The organism is Actinoplanes sp. NPDC051537, assembly GCF_055586105.1.
Genome location: NZ_JBVJIU010000010.1, coordinates 48844 through 65748, shown reverse-complemented (window position 1 = coordinate 65748; position 16905 = coordinate 48844). Strand labels below are relative to the sequence as shown.

The following is a 16905-nucleotide window of genomic DNA, read 5'->3' as shown; positions in this document are numbered from 1 at the left end:
CGCTCTTCTGGTGTTTCAGCAGGTCAGAGCACCGCTGCTCGCGGTCTTGAAAACCGGTATGGGGAAACTCATCGTGGGTTCGAATCCCACGCCCTCCGCACCCTGATCAACCGCGAAACCCGCCGCCGACCTCGACGATCGAAGGCCGTCGACGGTCGTGTCGTAGCCGCCTCCCGGCGCTCGGCCAGGTTGCGAGAGTCGTGTCGAGGGCGAGGTCGGCGGTTATGCCTTCGACTTCAGAGGCTTGGCGGCGCCGGAGGCGAGGAGGCCGATCAGCAGGGCGGCCAAGGCGCACAGGATCGCGTCGAGCACGCCCAGGTGCTGGGCCAGCACGCCGATGAGGGGCGGGCCGGCCAGGAACGCGCCGTAGCCGATCGAGCCCGCCACCGAGACGCGGATGGCCGCGCGCAGCGGGTCGTCGGCCGCGGCGCTCATGCCGACCGGGAAGCCGAGCGACGCGCCGGCGCCCCAGAGGAGGCCGCCCAGCAGGGCCAGCGGGACCGCGACGCCCGAGTAGACCAGCAGCAGGCCGGCCGCGCCCAGGGCGACCGTCGCGCGCAGCACGCGGACCCGGCCCCAGCGCTCGATGGCCTGGCCGCCGAAGAGGCGGGCGAGGGTCATCGCGGTGACGAACGTGCCGTAGCCGATCGCGCCGATGGTCTCGCTCGTGCCGTAGCCGTCGACCAGGCTGATGGCCAGCCAGTCGTTGGCGGTGCCCTCGGTGAAGCCGAAGCCGAGCATGATGAGGCCGATCAGGATGGTGCGGGGCTCGCGCCAGGCCCGGCCGACGCTCATCGGCGGACGCTCGCCGGGCGGCAGCGGGATGTGCGGCAGGAATCGCCGTACGGTCGGGAGAGTCACCGCGGCCGCGAGCAGCGCGGTGAGATAGAGCTGCGCCCAGATCGGCAGGCCGGCCGCCGCCGCCAGCGCGCTCGCCCCGGCCCCGAGCACCGTGCCCAGGCTGAAGCCGGCGTGGAAGCGCGGCATGATCGTGCGACCGAGATGACGCTCGACCGCGGCGCCCTCGACGTTCATCGAGACGTCCCAGACGCTGTTGCCGGCGCCGACCAGCACGAGGCCGGCCGCCGCGACCGGGACCGAGCCGGTCAGCGTGCCGGTGGCCAGGCCGACCAGGCCGAGCACGAGCGAGCCGCTGCCGAGCAGGATCGCCCGCGCCGGGCCGACCCGCTGCACGAGCGGCCCGGAGAGCGGGATCGACAGGATCGCGGCGGCCGAGATGCAGAACAGCAGCAGCCCGAACCCGGACGGCGTGAGGTGCAGATCGGCGCGGACGGCGGGGGCCCGGGCGAGCCAGCCGGCGAAGGCCAGCCCGTTGGTGGCGAAGGTGGCGGCGACCGCGACCTTGGCCCGCTCGAGCCGCGGGCGGTCGAGGTCGATGGTCGTCACGCCGCCCAACTTACTCGTTAAAGCTTGATCAGCACCAGCGGTCGACGGCCTCGCGGAGAGCCTCCGGGCCCTGGTCGGCAACCCACGCGACGTGGCCATCGGGCCTGATCAGCGTGGCCGGGCCGGGGTGGTAGAGGCGGCGCACGTAGGCCGGGACCGCGGCGTCGCCGAGCAGGACCGGGCGAGCGTCGTGGAGGTGCGCGTAGAGACGGCTGCCGTCGGGGAGATCGAGATCCGGCACCCGATGACCGGCCCCGGGACCGAGCGGGTAGCGGATGTCGAGGGCGGCGATCATCTCGGACAGCGACCGGTTCACGTCACCGAACGCGGTGAGGCCCGCCAGCACCTGCCGCAGCGCCGACGTCTGCGCGTCCGGCCGGGTGAGCGCGGTCTGTGCCCGCGTGTTCTCCAGTACCCGCTCGGCCACCGGACGGCGCTCCGCCCCGTACGTGTCGAGCAGGCTTTGCTTTTGATCGCCCCGCAGGACCGCGGCGAGCTTCCAACCGAGGTTGACCGCGTCCTGCACGCCGGTGTTGAGGCCCTGACCACCGGCCGGGTAGTGGATGTGCGCGGCGTCGCCGGCCAGCAGGACCCGCCCCTCCCGGTAGCGCGAGGCGAGGCGCGCGGCGTCGTTGTAGCGCGAGACCCAACGGGGATCGCGCAGGCCGAAGTCGGTGCCGGCGTGCCGTTTCAGCGAGGCGCGCAGGTCCTCGACGGTGATCGGCGCGTCCCGGTCGGCGACCTCGTCGAAGTCGTTGGTGATCACCCGGTACCACCCGGGCTCGAAGTTGAGCACCGACCAGTTCCCGGACGGCGTGCGCTCCTGGAACACCGGGCCGGGCGGCGGCGTGTCGAGGGTGACGTCGCCGAGGATCGCGGTCATCGTGCCCGGCGTGCCGGGGAAGTCGATGCCGGCGAGCTTGCGGACCGTGCTGCGCCCGCCGTCACAACCGACGACGTAGGCCGCGGCGAGCCCACCCTCGGTGGTCTCGATCTCGACGTGGTCGGCCGTCTGGCGGAGACCGGTCACGGCCACCTCGCGCCGCAGCCGTACGCCCAGATCGCGCGCCCGCGCCTCGAGAAGCCGTTCGATCCGCCGCTGCAGGACGTTCAGCAGGAACGGATATCGCGTGGGCAGGCCGGAGAAGTCCAGCGGGAGGCCCGCGAAGTGCCCGCGCGGCAGCCGGCGGCCCTCGGCCAGGAACGGCTCGAGCATGCCGCGCATGTCGAGGACCTCCATCGTGCGGGCGTGGATGCCGCCCGCCCGCGACTCGCCGCTCGGCCCGGCCAGCCGCTCGATCACCAGCGGGTCGGCCCCGCCCAGCCGTAGCTCGCACGCCAGCATCAGCCCCGTCGGGCCGCCGCCCGCGATGACAACCTGTTCCATTTCGGCCCCCCCATGAGAATTCTCTAACTAAGTTAGGGATACGCCTAACGATGCTAGGGTGTCAAGCGTGAAGCTGACCCGGGACGCGATCGCCCGCGCCGCCCTGACCGCCCTCAACGAGGTCGGCCTCGACGGCCTGACCATGCGGGTGCTCGCCAAGGAGCTGGGCGTCCAGGCGCCGACGCTCTACTGGCACATGAAGAACAAGCAGGAGCTGCTCGACGCGATGGCCGACCTGCTCACGGCCGAGTCCGCCGAGGGCCTCGAGGCGCCGCGCCGGGGCGAGAGCTGGCAGGAGTGGCTGACCGGGCTGGCCGTCCGCAACCGGCGCGTGCTGCTGCGCTATCGCGACGGCGCCCGGGTCGCGGCCGGGGCCTACTCGGCGAACCCGGCCGTTGCCCGCACGGTCGAGCTGATCCTGCGCACGCTGCAGGACGCGGGCTTCGAGCCGGCCACGGCGGCACGCGCGTTTCCGGTGATCCTGCACTACACGATCGGCTTCACGATCGAGGAGCAGGCGCGGACCGGGGTGGCATATGAGCGGAACCCCTACGCCGGCGGTCTGACGGTCGACGCCGAGCGGTACCCGTTGACGGCGAGCGTGGCCGGCGATCTCTACGCCGACGACACCGACGCGAACTTCGAGTACGGCCTGCGGCTCATCCTGACCGGGATGTCCACCGTGGAGGCTCAGTAGAGCCAGGGCAGCTCGCGGCTCTTGGCGTACTCGGCGATCCCCCGGCGCACGTCGTCGGGGGTGAAGCGGTGGTGCGGGCCGCCGGGGTGGGACTCGTGCACGGTCCACGAGCCGTCGGCGAACGCGACCAGCGTCGACTCGACCCGCCGCCCGGCCATCACGGCGCCGTCCCGGGCGGCCGGTATGTCCTCGCGCCAGGAGCTCAAGGCCCAGCCGTCGCGCGTACGGGAAAAGAGTCGTTTCCCGCCGACCTGGAAGTTGGTCTCGATGTCGTGCTGCTCGGCCCAGCCGCCGAATTTGCGGCACAGCCGGGAGATGCCGTCGACGCGCTCGGCCTCGACGCGCTTCTCCTGCTCGAACCGGGCCCGCAGCTCCGCGAGCTCGCGCGCGTCGTTCGTCTCAGCATCAGGCTGGCTCACGCGGGAGATCGTAAGCGGGTCCGTCTCTTGTGGGCCATACCTTAATCCGGCGGGTTGACGATCATCTGCGGGCCGGCGCCCCGGGCCGCCAGCCGGTCGGCCGGGTTGATCAGGTTGCAGCGCTGAAGCGAGAGGCAGCCGCAGCCGATGCAGCCGGTCAGCTGGTCGCGCAGCCGCTGCATGAGCAGGATGCGTTCCTCGAGTTTGCCCCGCCAGTGAGCCGACAGCCGGGCCCAGTCGGCCTTGGTCGGGGTGCGCTCGTCGGGCAGCTCGGACAGCGCCTCGCGGATCTCGTCGAGCGAGACGCCGACCTGCTGGGCAATCTTGATGAACGCCACCCGGCGCAGCTCCGAGCGCAGGTAGCGGCGCTGGTTGCCGGCCGTGCGGGTGGACCGGATCAGACCCTCGCGCTCGTAGTAGCGCAGCGCCGAGGCCGCGACGCCGCTGCGAACCGCGAAGTCACCGATGGTGAGCGACTCCATCACATCACCCTTGAGTTGAAGTGCACTTTAAGTTGCAGCCTATCCCCATGACCGTGACCGCATTGCCCACCGACCGGATCCGCCAGTTGGTCCGGCGCATGTCGGGGGACGAGAAACACGCGCCCAGCTCGTATTCGACGCTCGACGTCCTCTGGGTGCTCTACGACCGTGTCCTCCGCATTGATCCGAGCCGGCCGGACGAGCCCGACCGCGACCGGTTCCTGCTCTCCAAGGGCCACGGCCCGGCGGCGTACTACGCGGTGCTGGCCGCGAAGGGGTTCTTCCCGGAGAGCTGGCTCGACGACATGGGCGGGTGGAACAGCCCGCTCGGCAACCACCCCGACCGCCTGCGCGTGCCCGGCGTCGAGATCGGCACCGGCTCGCTCGGGCACGGACTCGGCATCGGCGTCGGCGTGGCGCTCGGCCTGCGGGCGCAGGGCTTCACCCGGACGCGCACCTTCGTTCTCGTCGGCGACGCCGAGCTGGACGAGGGCTCCAACCACGAGGCGATCGCGTACGCCGCGGCCGTCCACCTGCCGATGACGGCCATCGTGATCGACAACCGCTCGGCGACGCACGGCTGGCCGGGCGGGATCGCGGCGCGCTTCCCGGGCTGGGACACCTCGGTGCTCGACGGCCGGGACCACGAGCGGATCGAGCGCGCCCTGTCCGAGCGCCACCACGACCGGCCCAACCTGGTCGTGGCCACCGTCGAACCGAAGCGAGGCTGAGCCCGATGCCGTTGTCGATGCGGGAAACCTTTGTCGCCACCACCGCCGAGCTGCTGGACGAGGAGCCGCGTACGGCCCTCGTGCTCGCCGACATCTCGGCCGACGCGTTCGAGCCGGCCATGCGGCGCCACCCCGACCGGGTCCTCAACGTGGGCATCCGCGAGCAACTGATGACCGGGGTGGCCGGCGGGCTCGCGCTCACCGGCATGCGGCCCTACGTCCACTCGTACGCGCCGTTCGTCGTCGACCGGGCCTACGAACAGATCAAGCTGGACCTCGGTCACCAGGACGTGGGCGCGGTGCTGGTCAGCATCGGCGCCTCCTACGACGGCGCCGCCTCGGGCTACACCCACCAGTCGCCGGGGGACGTGCAACTGCTCGACACCCTCGAGGGCTGGACCGTGCACGTGCCCGGTCATCACGACGAGGTTCCGCCGCTGCTGCGGGACGCGGCTCGGCACGACGACCGGGTCTATGTCCGTCTTTCCGAGCAGGAGAATCGGCGGCCGTACGCGGACAGCACCCGCCTCCGGGTCATCAAGCGCGGCGGCCCGCTGGTCGTCGCCGTCGGGCCGATGCTCGATCCGGTGCTCGAGGCCACCCGGGACCTGGACGTGACGGTCGCCTACACGAACACGCCGCGCCCGCTCGACGCCGAGGGCCTGCGCCTGCTCACCGAGGGCGACGTGGTCATGGTCGAGCCGTACCTGGCCGGCACGTCCGCGCGACAGGTCGCCGAGGCGCTCGGCGGCGTTCCGCACCGGGCGCTGCACCTGGGCGTGTCCCGCGAGGAGGTCCGTCGCTACGGCACCTGGCACGACCACGCGCGGGCGCACGGCCTCGACGCCGCCGGCCTGCGCGCGCCGATCACGGAGTTCCTGTGGTGATCCCTACGCCGCTGCCGCTTTGGGCGTCCGGAACACGTGCTGGAGCAGCGAGTCGAAGTGCCACACCGTCTCGGGCTCGCCGAGCCGCAGCCGGAAACGCTCGCGGACCCCGTCCACCGCCGTGGCCGTCACCTCGACGGCGGTGCGGCCCAGATCCGGGCGCCAGGCAACGTTACTCAGGTGCCGCAGGTTGGCGTTGAGGTGCAGCCGGAGCCGGTGCAGAACCTTGGTCTCCTGCGTCACCACCAGGCGGCGGTAGGTCAACAGCATCATGTACTCGCCGGCGAGCGGGGCGTCGGGCCGGTAGCAGCGGCTGACCAGCACGGTCGTGTCGTCGGGCTCGACGCAGCGACGGAAGATCGGCATGTGCCGGCTCACGGTCGGAATGGCCACGCCGGCTTCGGCGGCAGCGGGCAAGAACGTACGGGAGAACACGTCCATATGGCGTTCAACGGCGGTGACCGCCGACCGGCAGCGGCCACCGGCCGATGAATGTCGAATATCCTGTGCCCGACCCGGCATAGTTGGTGCATGCAGTGGCGCATCAAACCGGTCCTGCCGGTCACCAAGCTGATGGGCGCGGTCGCGGTCGTGGTGCTGGCGGCGGCCTTCGCGGCCGGCGACCCGATCCGCTGGACCATCGCGGTGGTGGCGGCGGTCGCGCTGACCTTCTGGGCGGCGCGCGATCTCATCGCGCCGGTCCGCCTGGCAGCGGACGCCTCGGGCGTGACGGTGGTGGCGGGATTCGCCCGGCGCCGGCATCTGGCGTGGGCTTCCATCGAGCGCGTACGCGTAGACCGGCGCACGCATCGGGGCCTGCGCTCCGAGATGCTGGAGCTCGACGCGGGCGACGCCATCTACCAGTTCAGCGCCCACGACCTCGGCGCACTGCCGGAGGACGTGGCCGCGTCGCTGGCCGACCTGCGCCCCCCACAGTGGACCGGCATCGACTAGCCCGTGCCGTCATGCTCGCCGGCTTCGCCGCATTGCCACCGGCCGCGGGCGCTGTCGGCATCCTCGTGATCCGCCGTCGCCGAACCCGCTTCGCCGCCTGACCCGCGCTCCCTTTGCTCTGCTCACCTATACGCGCGGCCCCGCCCAGCGCGGCCGAACCCGCTTCGTCGCCTGACCCGCACTCCCCTTGCTCTGCTCACCTATACGCGCGACCCCGCCCAGCGCGGCCGAACCCGCTTCGCCGCCTGACCCACACTCCCCTTGCTCTGCTCACCTATACGCGCGGCCCCGCCCAGGCCCGCTCACGGCAGGGCGTTGCGGAATTCGGGGCGGCGGCGGGGAAGGGTCAGGGCGGCCGCACCTCCGACGACGCCGGCCGCAATTCCGGCTGAGATCGCGAGCGTCGTGAGCGAGGCAGCTTGGGCGAGCGCTGGTCCGGCGAGTGCGCCGGCGACGGTGGCGACGGCTTCGGCGGTGAATACGGTCGAGCTCGCGCGTCCGAGGACGGCGGCGGGCGTCACGCGCTGGAGGATGGTTTGCACGCTGGTGAGGGTGATCGATCCGACAGCGCCGATCAGCGTTGCCGCGAGCAGTGCCTCGATCAGGGTCGTGGACGTGAAGAGGGCGGTGAACCCGGCCCCGGTCGCGGTGAGCGACCCGGCCAGCAGGTAGGCGGGTGGCATCCGGTCGATGAGCAGTCGGATGCCGGCGGCGCCGAGCAGGAAGCCGACCCCGAGGGCTGACATCACCAGGCCGGTCTGCGCGCTGCCGCCGAGCACGGTCATCCCGTAGGACACCAGCAACGCCGACAGTCCGGCGTTGATGGCCAGGAAGAACGCGTTGATCAGCAACAGGTTCCGGGCGATCGGCTCGGTGAGCAGGAACGCCAGTCCTTCTCGCAGGTCGGCGCCGACGCGGCGGTTTCCGCGACCAGCTCCGCCGATCGGTGCGGCGCAGCGCAGGATGCAGGCGGCCGACACGAGATAGCTGAGCGCGTCGACGGCCACGAGCGGGTCGAAACCGACCCCGATCAGCAGCGCTCCGCCGAGTGGACCGCCGACCACGCGCACCACACCGTCGGAGACCGCATTCAGTACGTTGGCGCTGGTAAGCGTCGACGCGGTGCCGACCACGGTCGGCGTGTGGGCCTGGGCGGCGGGACGAAAGACCACCGTGCCGGCACTCTCCGTGAACAGCACGCCGTACAACAGCCACAGATCGGCCGGCTGATTCACAGCAAACAACAGGACGACCGTGACGGCCCGGGCGACGTCGGCGCCGATCATGATGCGCCGTCGATCCCAGCGATCAGCGAGCACGCCGGCGAAGGGTCCGAGCACAACGGGCGGCACGAACTGCACGGCCAGCGTCAGCCCGGTCGCGGTCACCGATCCGGTGAGATCGAAGACGTGCGCGGGCACCGCGACGACCAGCAGCCAGGACCCGAGATTGCTGACCAGACGGGCCGACCAGAGACGGCGGAAGTCGGGGATACGCCATGCCTCGCTCGCCCGACCTCTCACTCTCGACAGGATAATTTTCGTGACTACTATTCTGTCAATAGAGCTAGTCGGAGGCAGAGGGTCGTGGACAAACGTGAGCTCGGTCGGCGGCTGCGCGCGCTGCGCGCGGCCCAGGGACGCACCGTTGCCGCCGTCGCCACGGACGCCGGCCTGTCGGTGCCTTACGTAGCGAATCTGGAGAACGGACGGGGTAACCCGACCATCGACGTACTGGACCGGATCGCCGATGCTCTGCAGACGCGACTCGCCGTCGAACTCGGCGACAAGACCCGGCGCGATGGCGCGCAGGATTCCGCGGCGCTGCCGGCAACGCTGGTCAGACTCAGCCGCAGTGCGCGGTTTCGTCGTGACATCCGGGTCATCGCCGAGGCGGTCGGCGACGAGCCGTCCAACGTCGCCGGGCCGATCCTGGCCGCACTCGCCTCGATGGCTGCGGTCACCGGGCGGGACCTGAGCGAGACGGACTGGCTGCGGCTGCTTGACGCCCTGCTGCTCGTTACCACCCTTCCCCGGCCCTGACGAGTCTCGTCGACCCGCGTTCGTGCCGGTTGACGGTGGTCAGGCGGGCAGGGGTTGGCCGGGACAGAGCCTCGGACCCGGGGGCAGCACGCCACGGGTGAGGAAGGCGGTGGTGGTCTCGTTGGCGCAGGTGCTTGCCGTGGTCAGGTAGGCCGTGTGGCCGCCCTGGTCGACGCTGAGCAGCACCGCGTCGGATCCGAGCGCGCGCCGCATGCCGACCGCACTGATCCAGGGTGTTGCCGGGTCGCGCAGGTTCTGCACGATGAGCACGCTGCGGCTGCCGGTCGCGTGCACGCGTACCGGCGGTTCGGTTCGGATCGCCGGCCAGAAAGCGCAGGCCCAGATGTTGGCGGGGAAGCCGGCCGTGGCGGGGAACGTCCGGCGGTCGAGCGTCACGTTGCGCTGGTAGGTGGCGATGTCCCGGGGCCACGCGTCGTCGTTGCAGTGGACGGCGACCTGCACCGATGGCTGGTTGTCGGCGGGTGGCGGCGCCGGCTCCAGGTTGATCCGGCTCAGCGCGGCCGAGGCTCGGACGGCGGGAGCCGCACCGTTGAGCGCTTGCCAGATCTCGGCCAGGGCCGGGAAGCCCGCGTCCTTGTAGATGCCCTCGAAGGTCACGCCGCGCAGGAGATTGCCGGTGACCACGGTGCCGTCGGGCAGGGTCAGCGGTGTGGCGTCCAGCCGTGCGGTGAGCGCGTCGAAGGTCGCCCGTACCGCGGACGGGGTGGCGCCGAGGTGGTAGCGGTCGTCGCGGGCGGCGGCCCAGCCGGTGAAGTCGGGCAGGCGCAGTGCGGCGCCCAGGCCCGGCAGCCGGAGCTGCTGATAGCGGCTCAGGGCGGGATCGTAGGAGCTGTCGAGCACGAACCGGTCGGCCCGGTGCGGATAGAGGGTCCGGTACACCGCGCCCAGGTACGTGCCGTAGGAGTAGCCGAGGTACGAGATCCGCGACTCGCCCAGCGCCGCCCGGATGCGGTCCATGTTCCGGGCCGTGTTGGCGGTCGTGATGAACGGCAGGACGTGGCCGACCGACCGGCCGCAACGCTGCGCGAGATCACGGGCGTAGGCGACGTTGCGGTCGATCGATCCGTCCACGTCCGGGTAACGCTGAGCGATCTCGACCGGCACGTCGGGGAAATCGCAGCTGATCGGCGCGCTCGCACCGACGCCGCGCGGGTCGAAGCTGACCAGGTCGAAGCGGTCCGTCAGCGCCCGCGGCATGAGCGGTGCGAGGAACGAAGGCGCGTCGACGCCGATGTCTCCCGGGCCACCGGTGTTGATGACCAGAACACCGCGGCGGGCGCCGGGCGTCGCGGTCGCTATCCGGGAGATGACCAGGTCGATGCTGCGGCCGTGCGGCGACCGGTAGTCCAGAGGCACCGCCAGCGTGGCGCACTGCTGGCGGGGATCTCGGTCGACCTGTGCCGGCGGGCAGGTTCCCCACGTCAACGACGAGAACCCACCACCGGACGCCGCACGGCCGGCCGCCCGTCCCGGGGCCGGTGCGAGCGTCGCCGATGCCAGGACGGCGACGATCGCCACGGCCAGCAGACGCCGGCCGTCGCGGCCCCAGCGGTGCGGCGGCGACTCCGGATCGGAGGTGAGCAGGATCGGCGCCGGTTGCAGATGTGCGGACATGAGGATCCTCCTCGATTCGGCCCGCCGCTCCCATCGTGTTACTGGACCGACCGACGAGTTTCGCCCGCACGAGATCCCGAAGCGCGAGCGCCACCGGGGGCCAGGGTGACGAATTGACCGTACGCTCCTGTGACCCGGAGTTGAACCAGGCGTGACGCTCGTGCGGCTCTACGTTGGAACGGTCTAGGCGAGGATCGCCTGGGTGCGGATGACGGCCGCGGCGACCAGCAGGAGGAAGACGGCCCCGCAGCCGACCGCCTGGACCAGAGTTCGGCGCGACGCCGGCGCGTACGCCAGGATCAGCGCGACCACCGAGCCGACCACCAGGCCGCCCAGATGGCCCGCCACCGAGATGTTCGGCACCGCGAAGGTGAAGACCAGGTTCACGACCACGAGCGGGATCAGCGCGGTGATGTCGAGCTTGAGCCGGCGATTGATGATGAACATGGCGCCGACCAGGCCGAAGATGGCCGTCGACGCGCCCGCGGCGGGCTGGTTCTGGGCCGTGAAGACGTAGGCCGCCACGTTGCCGCCGAGGCCGGCCAGCAGGTAGAGGGCGACGAACCGGATCGGGCCGAGGTGGCCCTCGAGATAGCGCCCCAGCTGCCAGAGAAGCACCATGTTGAGCAGCAGGTGCAGCACGCCGTAGTGCAGGAACATGGCGGTGCCGAGGCGCCACCACTCGCCGGCCGCGATGCCGTGCACCGGGCCGCCGGCCGTGTAGGACGCGTAGCCGAGCACCTCGCCCCATGAGGTGACCGAGGTTCCGGAGCCGAGCGCGCCGAACCAGCCACCCGCGCCGGCGATCGCCCGGCTGCCACCGACGATGGCGGAGAGGACGAAGACGGCGACGTTGATGGCGATGAGGGCGCGGGTCGCGTACGCGGCCCGGCCGACGCGGCTGCCACCGAAGGCGGTCCGCGCCGGCCGCTGGCTGCGCTTGCCCTCCGACACGCACTCCGGGCACTGGTGGCCGACGGACGCCTCGGTCATGCAATCGGGGCAGATCGACCGGCCACATCGCGTGCAGCGGACGTAAGTCTCCCGCGACGGATGGCGGTAACAGACCGGAACCGTCGAGGGAGCCTCACTCATGCCATCAAAGGTACGTCAGCCCTCCACGCGCTCGATTTCCACGCGCTCGACGACGACGTCCTCGACCGGACGGTCGCCCGGGCCGGTCTTGGTGGTGGCGATCGAGTCCACGACCTTGGCCGACGCCTCGTCGGCCACCTGGCCGAAGATGGTGTGCCGCCGGTTGAGGTGCGGGGTCGGCGCGACCGTGATGAAGAACTGCGAGCCGTTGGTGCCCGGCCCGGCGTTCGCCATCGCGAGCAGGTACGGCCGGTCGAACTGGAGCTGCGGGTGGAACTCGTCGGCGAACTTGTAGCCGGGGCCGCCGCGACCGGTGCCGGTCGGGTCGCCCAGCTGGATCATGAAGCCGGCGATCACCCGGTGCGAGATCGTGCCGTCAAAGTACGGCGTGCCCTTGCCCTGCTGACCGGTGCGCGGGTCGACGTAGTCCTTGCTGCCCTCCGCGAGCTCCACGAAGTTGCGCACGGTCGCCGGGGCGTGGTCCGGGAACAGCTGCAGCCGGATCGGGCCATGGTTGGTGTGCAGGGTGGCGTAAAGAGTCTCGGCCACGGGTACTCCTGTCTGTGTCGCGGTCGCCCCTTGGCGTACCTCGATGGGGCGATGGGACAGTTCTCTTGCAATTCGGATCCTCCCCCATGTGTCTGATCCGGCAGCGCCGGGGTACCCATAGAGGGCACCATGACGTGGGAGAGAACCTCAGGAGGTGGGCACTGGTGTTCGCAACGATGCGCCGCAAGAGCCGTAACCGGCGAATGAAGAACGAGCTCGGACAGAGCGTTGACCACTTCAAGCGCGCGGCGTCGCTCGCGGCGCAGGAGACCAGCGCGACCGTGGGGCCGAAGCTGCAGACAGCCGTCGACCGAGTGCAACCGGCCGCTGTCAAGGCCAAGGACGCCGCGTCGACCGGCTGGGACAGCGCTCTCGCGACGATCACCCCGCTGGTCGCCGCCGCCACGGACAACGTGCGGCAGGCCGGCAAGGTGAGCAAGCGACAGGCGAAGAAGACCGCGAAGCAGAACAAGAAGAACGCGAAGAAGCTGCAGAAGCGGGCCGGCTCGGCAATGAGCCGCGACCGTGGCAAGTCGCGCAAGTCGCGGCTGCTGGGCTTCGCGCTGATCGGCACGGCCGTGGGCGTGGGCGCCGCATATGTGGCCAAGCGCCGTAAGGCCGCACAGTGGGACGAGTACGACCCGGCGACGCCGGCGGCTCAGGTCGGCGGCGCCGACGATGCCGCCTTCGAGCCGACGGAGCCCTCGATCCACACCACGCCGAACGGCACGGTGCCGGACACGGCGCCGCAAACCCCTCGGTAGAGCGACAAGACACGTCAGGGCGGGCGCCATCGCGGCACCCGCCCGAACGTGTTCCTACTGAACGTCGGTCTGACGCGCCCGGGCCGGATCGAGGGACGGGCCCCGCGGCAGCATCGCGACCAGCTCGGACGGGATCTGGACGGGCTTGACCCCGCCGTACCCCAGCTTGGCGACGATCGCGCGGCTGGCCAGCGGGAAGCTGCGCCCGGTGTCGGTGACGATGCTCACCGTGCCGCTGTCGGCGGGCGCGGTCGGCGAGGACGCCAGCACGGCGAGGACGCCCTTGCCGCGCGGGATGTGCACGTAGTCGGCGAGCGCCGCGCCGTTGTCGGCCGCGGTGGACGTGACCTCGACGCCGGCCGGCACGGTCGGGTCGATGCGGACGCCGTCACCGGCCTTGTCGTCGATCGGCAGCGTCACGCAGACCCGGCCGGGCGCGGTGTCGTGCAGCTTCGGCACGGTGACCGGCAGGCCGTCGGGGGCGCCGGCGTCGCTGATCCGGGTCTTCGAGGGCGGCAGCTGGATGAACTCGTTGCCGATCGCCTTGGGCGCCTCGACCCCGGGCACCGCCTGCATCAGCTTGACCTGCACCTCGGTGAGGTCGGCCGCCCCGTCCGGCATGATCACCGCGAAGCCCTTGCCCGAGTCGGTGACCAGGTCGCCGACCCGGAACCCGGTGACCTGCGAGGGAGTGCCGACCTGCGGGATCTTGGGCGCGGTCAGGTTGCGGGCGAGCGGCACGGCGTTGGCCCAGGCGGTGGAGACCGGCCATGGGTCCTTGCCCGCCCAGCCGAGCACGCGCAACGTCGCGGTGAGCCGGTCGCCGGGGATGCTGAACCGGCGGTTGTTGTAGACCACCGCGGTGCGGCCTTCGGGCTCACGGATCAAGAGCGCCTCGCCCGTACGGGCGGCCACCGCCCCGTCGGTGAGCTTGTCACCGACCAGCAGCGTGCTGCGCGGTGTGTCCTCCTCGCCCTGGTTGTCGGTGCAGACCGACCAGCGGTCGGTGATCAGGGCGTCCTTCGCCGGCAGCGAGTCGGGCGCGTCCGGGATGCCGAGCGTCGCGCCCTCCGGCACGGTGGCCAGCTTGTCGGCCGAGATGCTCTTCAGCTCGGGCGCCTCGGCATTGGCCAGCAGCAGGCCGGACGTGTAGTTCAGCACCGGATGCAGCTTGGCGTCCGATTCGAGGTAGACGTAGCGGGCGCCGGTGCCCTTCTCCTGGAAAACGACCTTCGCGTCCTTGGGATCCACATTGCTGTGTCCGGTGAGGAGGCCGTAGATCGCCGCGCCGCCCACCGCGAGGCTCGCGATCAGCAGGCTGACCAGGGCCGTCGTGCCGGCCCGGCGCAGCGGCGAGCGGGCCGGGTCGGGATCGTGCGAAACCAGCGCGGCCACCACCCGCTGGAGCGAGTACTGGTACGAGTGGAGCTGGTCCTGACGCGACGGCACCCTGTCACTTTAGGGGTCGGCGTCGATGCTCAGGGGGCAGCCCCTCACAACCAGCCGTTGCGGCGGAACGCGCGGTAGAGCAAAACGGAGACCAGGACGATCAGCGCCCACCAGGCCGGATAGCTGTACATCCATTTGAACTCGGGCATGTTGGGGAAGTTCATCCCGTAGATGCCGGCCCCGGCCGCCCACACGGTCGCGATGCCCGCCCACGCGGCGATCTTCCGCATGTCGTTGTTCTGGTCGACGGTCACCTGGGCGAGCCGCGCCTGGAGGATCGAGTTCAGCAGATCGTCAAAGGACGAGACCTGCTCGACCGTACGTGTGAGGTGGTCCTGAACGTCGCGGAAGTACTTGCCGATCCGCTTGGGCACGATCGCCACGATCATGGCGAGCGGGCGCTGGAGGGGCACCACCGCCCGGCGGAACTCCACCAGTTCCCGCTTCATCTGGTAGATGGCCTGAATCGGGCTGCCGGCGCCGCGGGAGAAGACGCCCTCCTCGATGATGTCGAGGTCGGCCTCGACCTGGTCGGCGACCAGCACGTAGTGGTCGACCACCCGGTCGGTCACCGCGTACGCCACCGCCCAGGGGCCCTGCTCGAGCAGCCCGGCCCGCTCGGTCTCCAGGTCGAGGCGCACCGAGCCCAGCTCGGAGGCGTCGCCGTGGCGAACGGTGATGACGAACTGCTCGCCCACGAAGATCATCATCTGCCCGGTCTCGACGACCTGGGACGTCTCGGTGATCTCGTGGTGCGGCACGTACCGGGCCGTGCGCATGACGAGGAAGTGCACCGAGCCGAAGTTCTCCAGCTTGGGGCGCTGCTCGGCCTTGACCGCGTCCTCGACGGCGAGCTCGTGCAGCCCGTACGTCTGCGCGATCGCCGTCATCTCCTCCTCGCCGGGCTCGTGCAGGCCCAGCCAGACGAAGCCGTCCTCGTGCGAGCAGGCCACCCGCAGGGCCTCGTCCGGGGTGAACTCGCCGGCCAGGCGCTTGCCGGCCACGTACACCCCGCAATCGACCACCGAGCTGGCGACGCTCCGCGTGCCCGCGCCGTCGGGATGCTCGCCGGCCGTGCCGAGGAAGCGGTTCATGGCCCGCACCGGGACGGCGAAGGCTCGCGACAGCGGTTTGTTCCGGCTGGTGCCGTTCTCACGCTCGCTCATGAATGACCTCCCCACAACCGCACGACGGGCCCGCAGCAGGCTAGCTCACGGCCGGGCGGGCACCGGACGGGATACGCATACCCCGTCCGGCGCCCGGAGACGAGCGGCGGGGATCAGGCACGTACCTCGTCGATGGCCGCGGCGAGTCGCCGGACACCCTCGTCGATCTGGTCGACCGTGACCGCGGAGAACGCCAGGCGCACCGAGCTCTTCCCGCCGTCGAGCAGGAAGTCCGTCCCCTTGACGATAGCCACGCCCTTCTTCATCGCGGCCGGGAAGAGCTTGTCCACGTCCACGTCCGTGGGCAGGTCGACCCAGAGGAAGTAACCGCCGTCGGGCTCGGTGAAGGTCGCGCCCGGGATGTGCTTGCGCAGCGAGTCGGCCAGAACCGAGGCCCGCTCGGCCAGCGCGGCGCTGACCGTCGCGACGGACCGCTCGATGTCGCCGGACACGCAGAACTGGTGGACGATCGCCTCGGACACCATGCCGGGCGAGATGTAGAGGTTGGTGGCCTTCTTCGCGATCGCGTCGATCAGCGCGGCCGGGCCGACCAGGTAGCCGACCCGGACGCCGGGGCACACCGTCTTGGTGAAGCTCGAGGCGTGCACGACGACGTTGTCCGAGTCGAGGGAGAGCATCGAGGGCAGGGCGTCGCCGCGGAACCGGATGTCCACGTACGGGTCGTCCTCGAAGATGGTGAAGCCGAACTCGACGGCCAGCGCCAGCAGGGCGCGCCGCTTCTCCGCCGACAGCGTGATGCCGGCCGGGTTCTGGTAGTTCGGGATGATGTGCGCGAGCTTCGGGCGGACGCCGCCCTGGAGCAGGGCGCGCAACTCGTCGACGTCGATGCCGTCCTCGCGCAGCGTGACCTGGTGCACCTTGGCGCCGAGGTTCTGCAGGCTGAGGAGGGTGCGGTCGTAGGTCGGCTTCTCGACGATCACGTCGTCGCCGGGCTGGACCAGGTGGTTGAACAGGAACGCGTCGGCCTGGAGCGACCCGTTCGTCACGATGACCTGGTCAGCGGAGACGCCGTGCTTCTTCGCGATCCACGCACGCAACGGGACGTAACCGACGGACGTGCCGTAAGCGGTCACACCGGCCGGGTCGGCGTCGAAGGCGCGCGCGGCGGCGGCCTTCAGGCCCTCGACGTCGATGATGTCCAGCGACGGAGCGCCACGGGCGAAGGAGATCAGCTGCTCAGCGGTCATGCCCAACAGCTTACGAGCAGCCTCTATAGAATT

At 70.9% G+C, this 16905-nt stretch carries 18 protein-coding genes; 6 read left to right on the top strand and 12 right to left on the bottom strand.

The genetic code is table 11. From position 1 onward, the window contains the following. Positions 1-222: 222 nt before the first annotated feature. Both ACZ6TB_RS24665 and ACZ6TB_RS24660 read right to left on the bottom strand, forming a co-directional pair. The gene (locus ACZ6TB_RS24665; RefSeq protein WP_465557390.1) at positions 223-1407 is read right to left on the bottom strand and encodes an MFS transporter; all 1185 of its coding nucleotides are present in this window, start codon (positions 1405-1407) and stop codon (positions 223-225) included. 28 nt (positions 1408-1435) lie between these two features. Then, complete coding sequence (locus ACZ6TB_RS24660) at positions 1436-2794, bottom strand: FAD-dependent monooxygenase (protein ID WP_465557388.1); 1359 nt, start codon at positions 2792-2794, stop codon at positions 1436-1438. A gap of 67 nt (positions 2795-2861) precedes the next feature. Between ACZ6TB_RS24660 and ACZ6TB_RS24655 the strand changes: the two genes are divergently transcribed. After that, positions 2862-3491, top strand: coding sequence for a TetR/AcrR family transcriptional regulator C-terminal domain-containing protein (locus ACZ6TB_RS24655; RefSeq protein WP_465557386.1), 630 nt, complete (start codon positions 2862-2864; stop codon positions 3489-3491). Here ACZ6TB_RS24655 and ACZ6TB_RS24650 read toward each other — a convergent pair. Both ACZ6TB_RS24650 and soxR read right to left on the bottom strand, forming a co-directional pair. Next, positions 3485-3910, bottom strand: coding sequence for a hypothetical protein (locus tag ACZ6TB_RS24650; RefSeq protein ID WP_465557384.1), 426 nt, complete (start codon positions 3908-3910; stop codon positions 3485-3487). The genes ACZ6TB_RS24655 and ACZ6TB_RS24650 overlap by 7 nt on opposite strands. A gap of 41 nt (positions 3911-3951) precedes the next feature. Further along, a complete protein-coding gene (soxR, locus tag ACZ6TB_RS24645) occupies positions 3952-4395 on the bottom strand; it encodes a redox-sensitive transcriptional activator SoxR (RefSeq protein ID WP_465557382.1) in 444 nt (147 codons plus the stop codon). Between the two features lie 44 nt (positions 4396-4439). Here soxR and ACZ6TB_RS24640 point away from each other — a divergent pair, with 44 nt between their 5' ends. Beyond that, positions 4440-5123, top strand: coding sequence for a transketolase (locus tag ACZ6TB_RS24640; RefSeq protein WP_465557380.1), 684 nt, complete (start codon positions 4440-4442; stop codon positions 5121-5123). 17 nt (positions 5124-5140) lie between these two features. Beyond that, positions 5141-6010: a transketolase family protein gene (locus ACZ6TB_RS24635; RefSeq protein WP_465557948.1), complete on the top strand. Its 870-nt coding sequence runs from the start codon at positions 5141-5143 to the stop codon at positions 6008-6010. A gap of 3 nt (positions 6011-6013) precedes the next feature. On the opposite strand, the gene ACZ6TB_RS24630 is transcribed toward ACZ6TB_RS24635, so the two are convergent. Further along, complete coding sequence (locus tag ACZ6TB_RS24630; protein ID WP_465557378.1) at positions 6014-6451, bottom strand: hypothetical protein; 438 nt, start codon at positions 6449-6451, stop codon at positions 6014-6016. Between the two features lie 90 nt (positions 6452-6541). Between ACZ6TB_RS24630 and ACZ6TB_RS24625 the strand changes: the two genes are divergently transcribed. Then, on the top strand, positions 6542-6964 hold the full coding sequence (locus tag ACZ6TB_RS24625) for a PH domain-containing protein (protein WP_465557376.1): 423 nt from the start codon (positions 6542-6544) through the stop codon (positions 6962-6964). Between the two features lie 302 nt (positions 6965-7266). Here the strand turns inward: ACZ6TB_RS24625 and ACZ6TB_RS24620 are convergent, their stop codons facing one another. After that, a complete protein-coding gene (locus tag ACZ6TB_RS24620; protein ID WP_465557374.1) occupies positions 7267-8487 on the bottom strand; it encodes an MFS transporter in 1221 nt (406 codons plus the stop codon). Positions 8488-8550: 63 nt separating this feature from the next. Between ACZ6TB_RS24620 and ACZ6TB_RS24615 the strand changes: the two genes are divergently transcribed. Further along, on the top strand, positions 8551-9006 hold the full coding sequence (locus ACZ6TB_RS24615; protein ID WP_465557372.1) for a helix-turn-helix domain-containing protein: 456 nt from the start codon (positions 8551-8553) through the stop codon (positions 9004-9006). Between the two features lie 39 nt (positions 9007-9045). Here ACZ6TB_RS24615 and ACZ6TB_RS24610 read toward each other — a convergent pair whose 3' ends face one another. The 3 genes from ACZ6TB_RS24610 to ACZ6TB_RS24600 all read right to left on the bottom strand — a co-directional run bounded on the left by ACZ6TB_RS24610 (position 9046) and on the right by ACZ6TB_RS24600 (position 12285). Then, positions 9046-10641: an alpha/beta hydrolase gene (locus ACZ6TB_RS24610; RefSeq protein WP_465557370.1), complete on the bottom strand. Its 1596-nt coding sequence runs from the start codon at positions 10639-10641 to the stop codon at positions 9046-9048. Between the two features lie 183 nt (positions 10642-10824). Then, positions 10825-11736, bottom strand: coding sequence for a rhomboid family intramembrane serine protease (locus tag ACZ6TB_RS24605; protein WP_465557368.1), 912 nt, complete (start codon positions 11734-11736; stop codon positions 10825-10827). Between the two features lie 15 nt (positions 11737-11751). Next, positions 11752-12285 carry a peptidylprolyl isomerase gene (locus ACZ6TB_RS24600; protein WP_465557366.1) on the bottom strand — a complete coding sequence of 178 codons (534 nt, stop codon included), beginning with the start codon at positions 12283-12285 and terminating at the stop codon, positions 11752-11754. Positions 12286-12461: 176 nt separating this feature from the next. Between ACZ6TB_RS24600 and ACZ6TB_RS24595 the strand changes: the two genes are divergently transcribed. Then, positions 12462-13049, top strand: a complete 588-nt coding sequence (locus ACZ6TB_RS24595) for a hypothetical protein (protein WP_465557364.1) — start codon at positions 12462-12464, stop codon at positions 13047-13049. A gap of 54 nt (positions 13050-13103) precedes the next feature. Here the strand turns inward: ACZ6TB_RS24595 and eccB are convergent, their stop codons facing one another. From eccB to ACZ6TB_RS24580, 3 genes are all read right to left on the bottom strand, one after another. Next, complete coding sequence (gene eccB / locus ACZ6TB_RS24590; RefSeq protein ID WP_465557362.1) at positions 13104-14498, bottom strand: type VII secretion protein EccB; 1395 nt, start codon at positions 14496-14498, stop codon at positions 13104-13106. 44 nt (positions 14499-14542) lie between these two features. Then, complete coding sequence (locus ACZ6TB_RS24585) at positions 14543-15664, bottom strand: magnesium and cobalt transport protein CorA (protein ID WP_465557360.1); 1122 nt, start codon at positions 15662-15664, stop codon at positions 14543-14545. A 113-nt stretch (positions 15665-15777) separates the two neighbouring features. Beyond that, a complete protein-coding gene (locus ACZ6TB_RS24580; RefSeq protein WP_465557358.1) occupies positions 15778-16872 on the bottom strand; it encodes an aminotransferase-like domain-containing protein in 1095 nt (364 codons plus the stop codon). Positions 16873-16905: the final 33 nt, after the last annotated feature.

Bases quoted from the DNA above. Each gene is read 5' to 3' on its own strand.
- ACZ6TB_RS24660 (WP_465557388.1), bottom strand. From the start codon at position 2,794: ATGGAACAGGTTGTCATCGCGGGCGGCGGCCCGACGGGGCTGATGCTG.
- ACZ6TB_RS24640 (WP_465557380.1), top strand. From the start codon at position 4,440: ATGACCGTGACCGCATTGCCCACCGACCGGATCCGCCAGTTGGTCCGG.
- ACZ6TB_RS24635 (WP_465557948.1), top strand. From the start codon at position 5,141: ATGCGGGAAACCTTTGTCGCCACCACCGCCGAGCTGCTGGACGAGGAG.
- ACZ6TB_RS24630 (WP_465557378.1), bottom strand. From the start codon at position 6,451: ATGGACGTGTTCTCCCGTACGTTCTTGCCCGCTGCCGCCGAAGCCGGC.
- ACZ6TB_RS24625 (WP_465557376.1), top strand. From the start codon at position 6,542: ATGCAGTGGCGCATCAAACCGGTCCTGCCGGTCACCAAGCTGATGGGC.
- ACZ6TB_RS24610 (WP_465557370.1), bottom strand. From the start codon at position 10,641: ATGTCCGCACATCTGCAACCGGCGCCGATCCTGCTCACCTCCGATCCG.
- ACZ6TB_RS24605 (WP_465557368.1), bottom strand. From the start codon at position 11,736: ATGAGTGAGGCTCCCTCGACGGTTCCGGTCTGTTACCGCCATCCGTCG.
- ACZ6TB_RS24595 (WP_465557364.1), top strand. From the start codon at position 12,462: ATGCGCCGCAAGAGCCGTAACCGGCGAATGAAGAACGAGCTCGGACAG.
- ACZ6TB_RS24585 (WP_465557360.1), bottom strand. From the start codon at position 15,664: ATGAGCGAGCGTGAGAACGGCACCAGCCGGAACAAACCGCTGTCGCGA.
- ACZ6TB_RS24580 (WP_465557358.1), bottom strand. From the start codon at position 16,872: ATGACCGCTGAGCAGCTGATCTCCTTCGCCCGTGGCGCTCCGTCGCTG.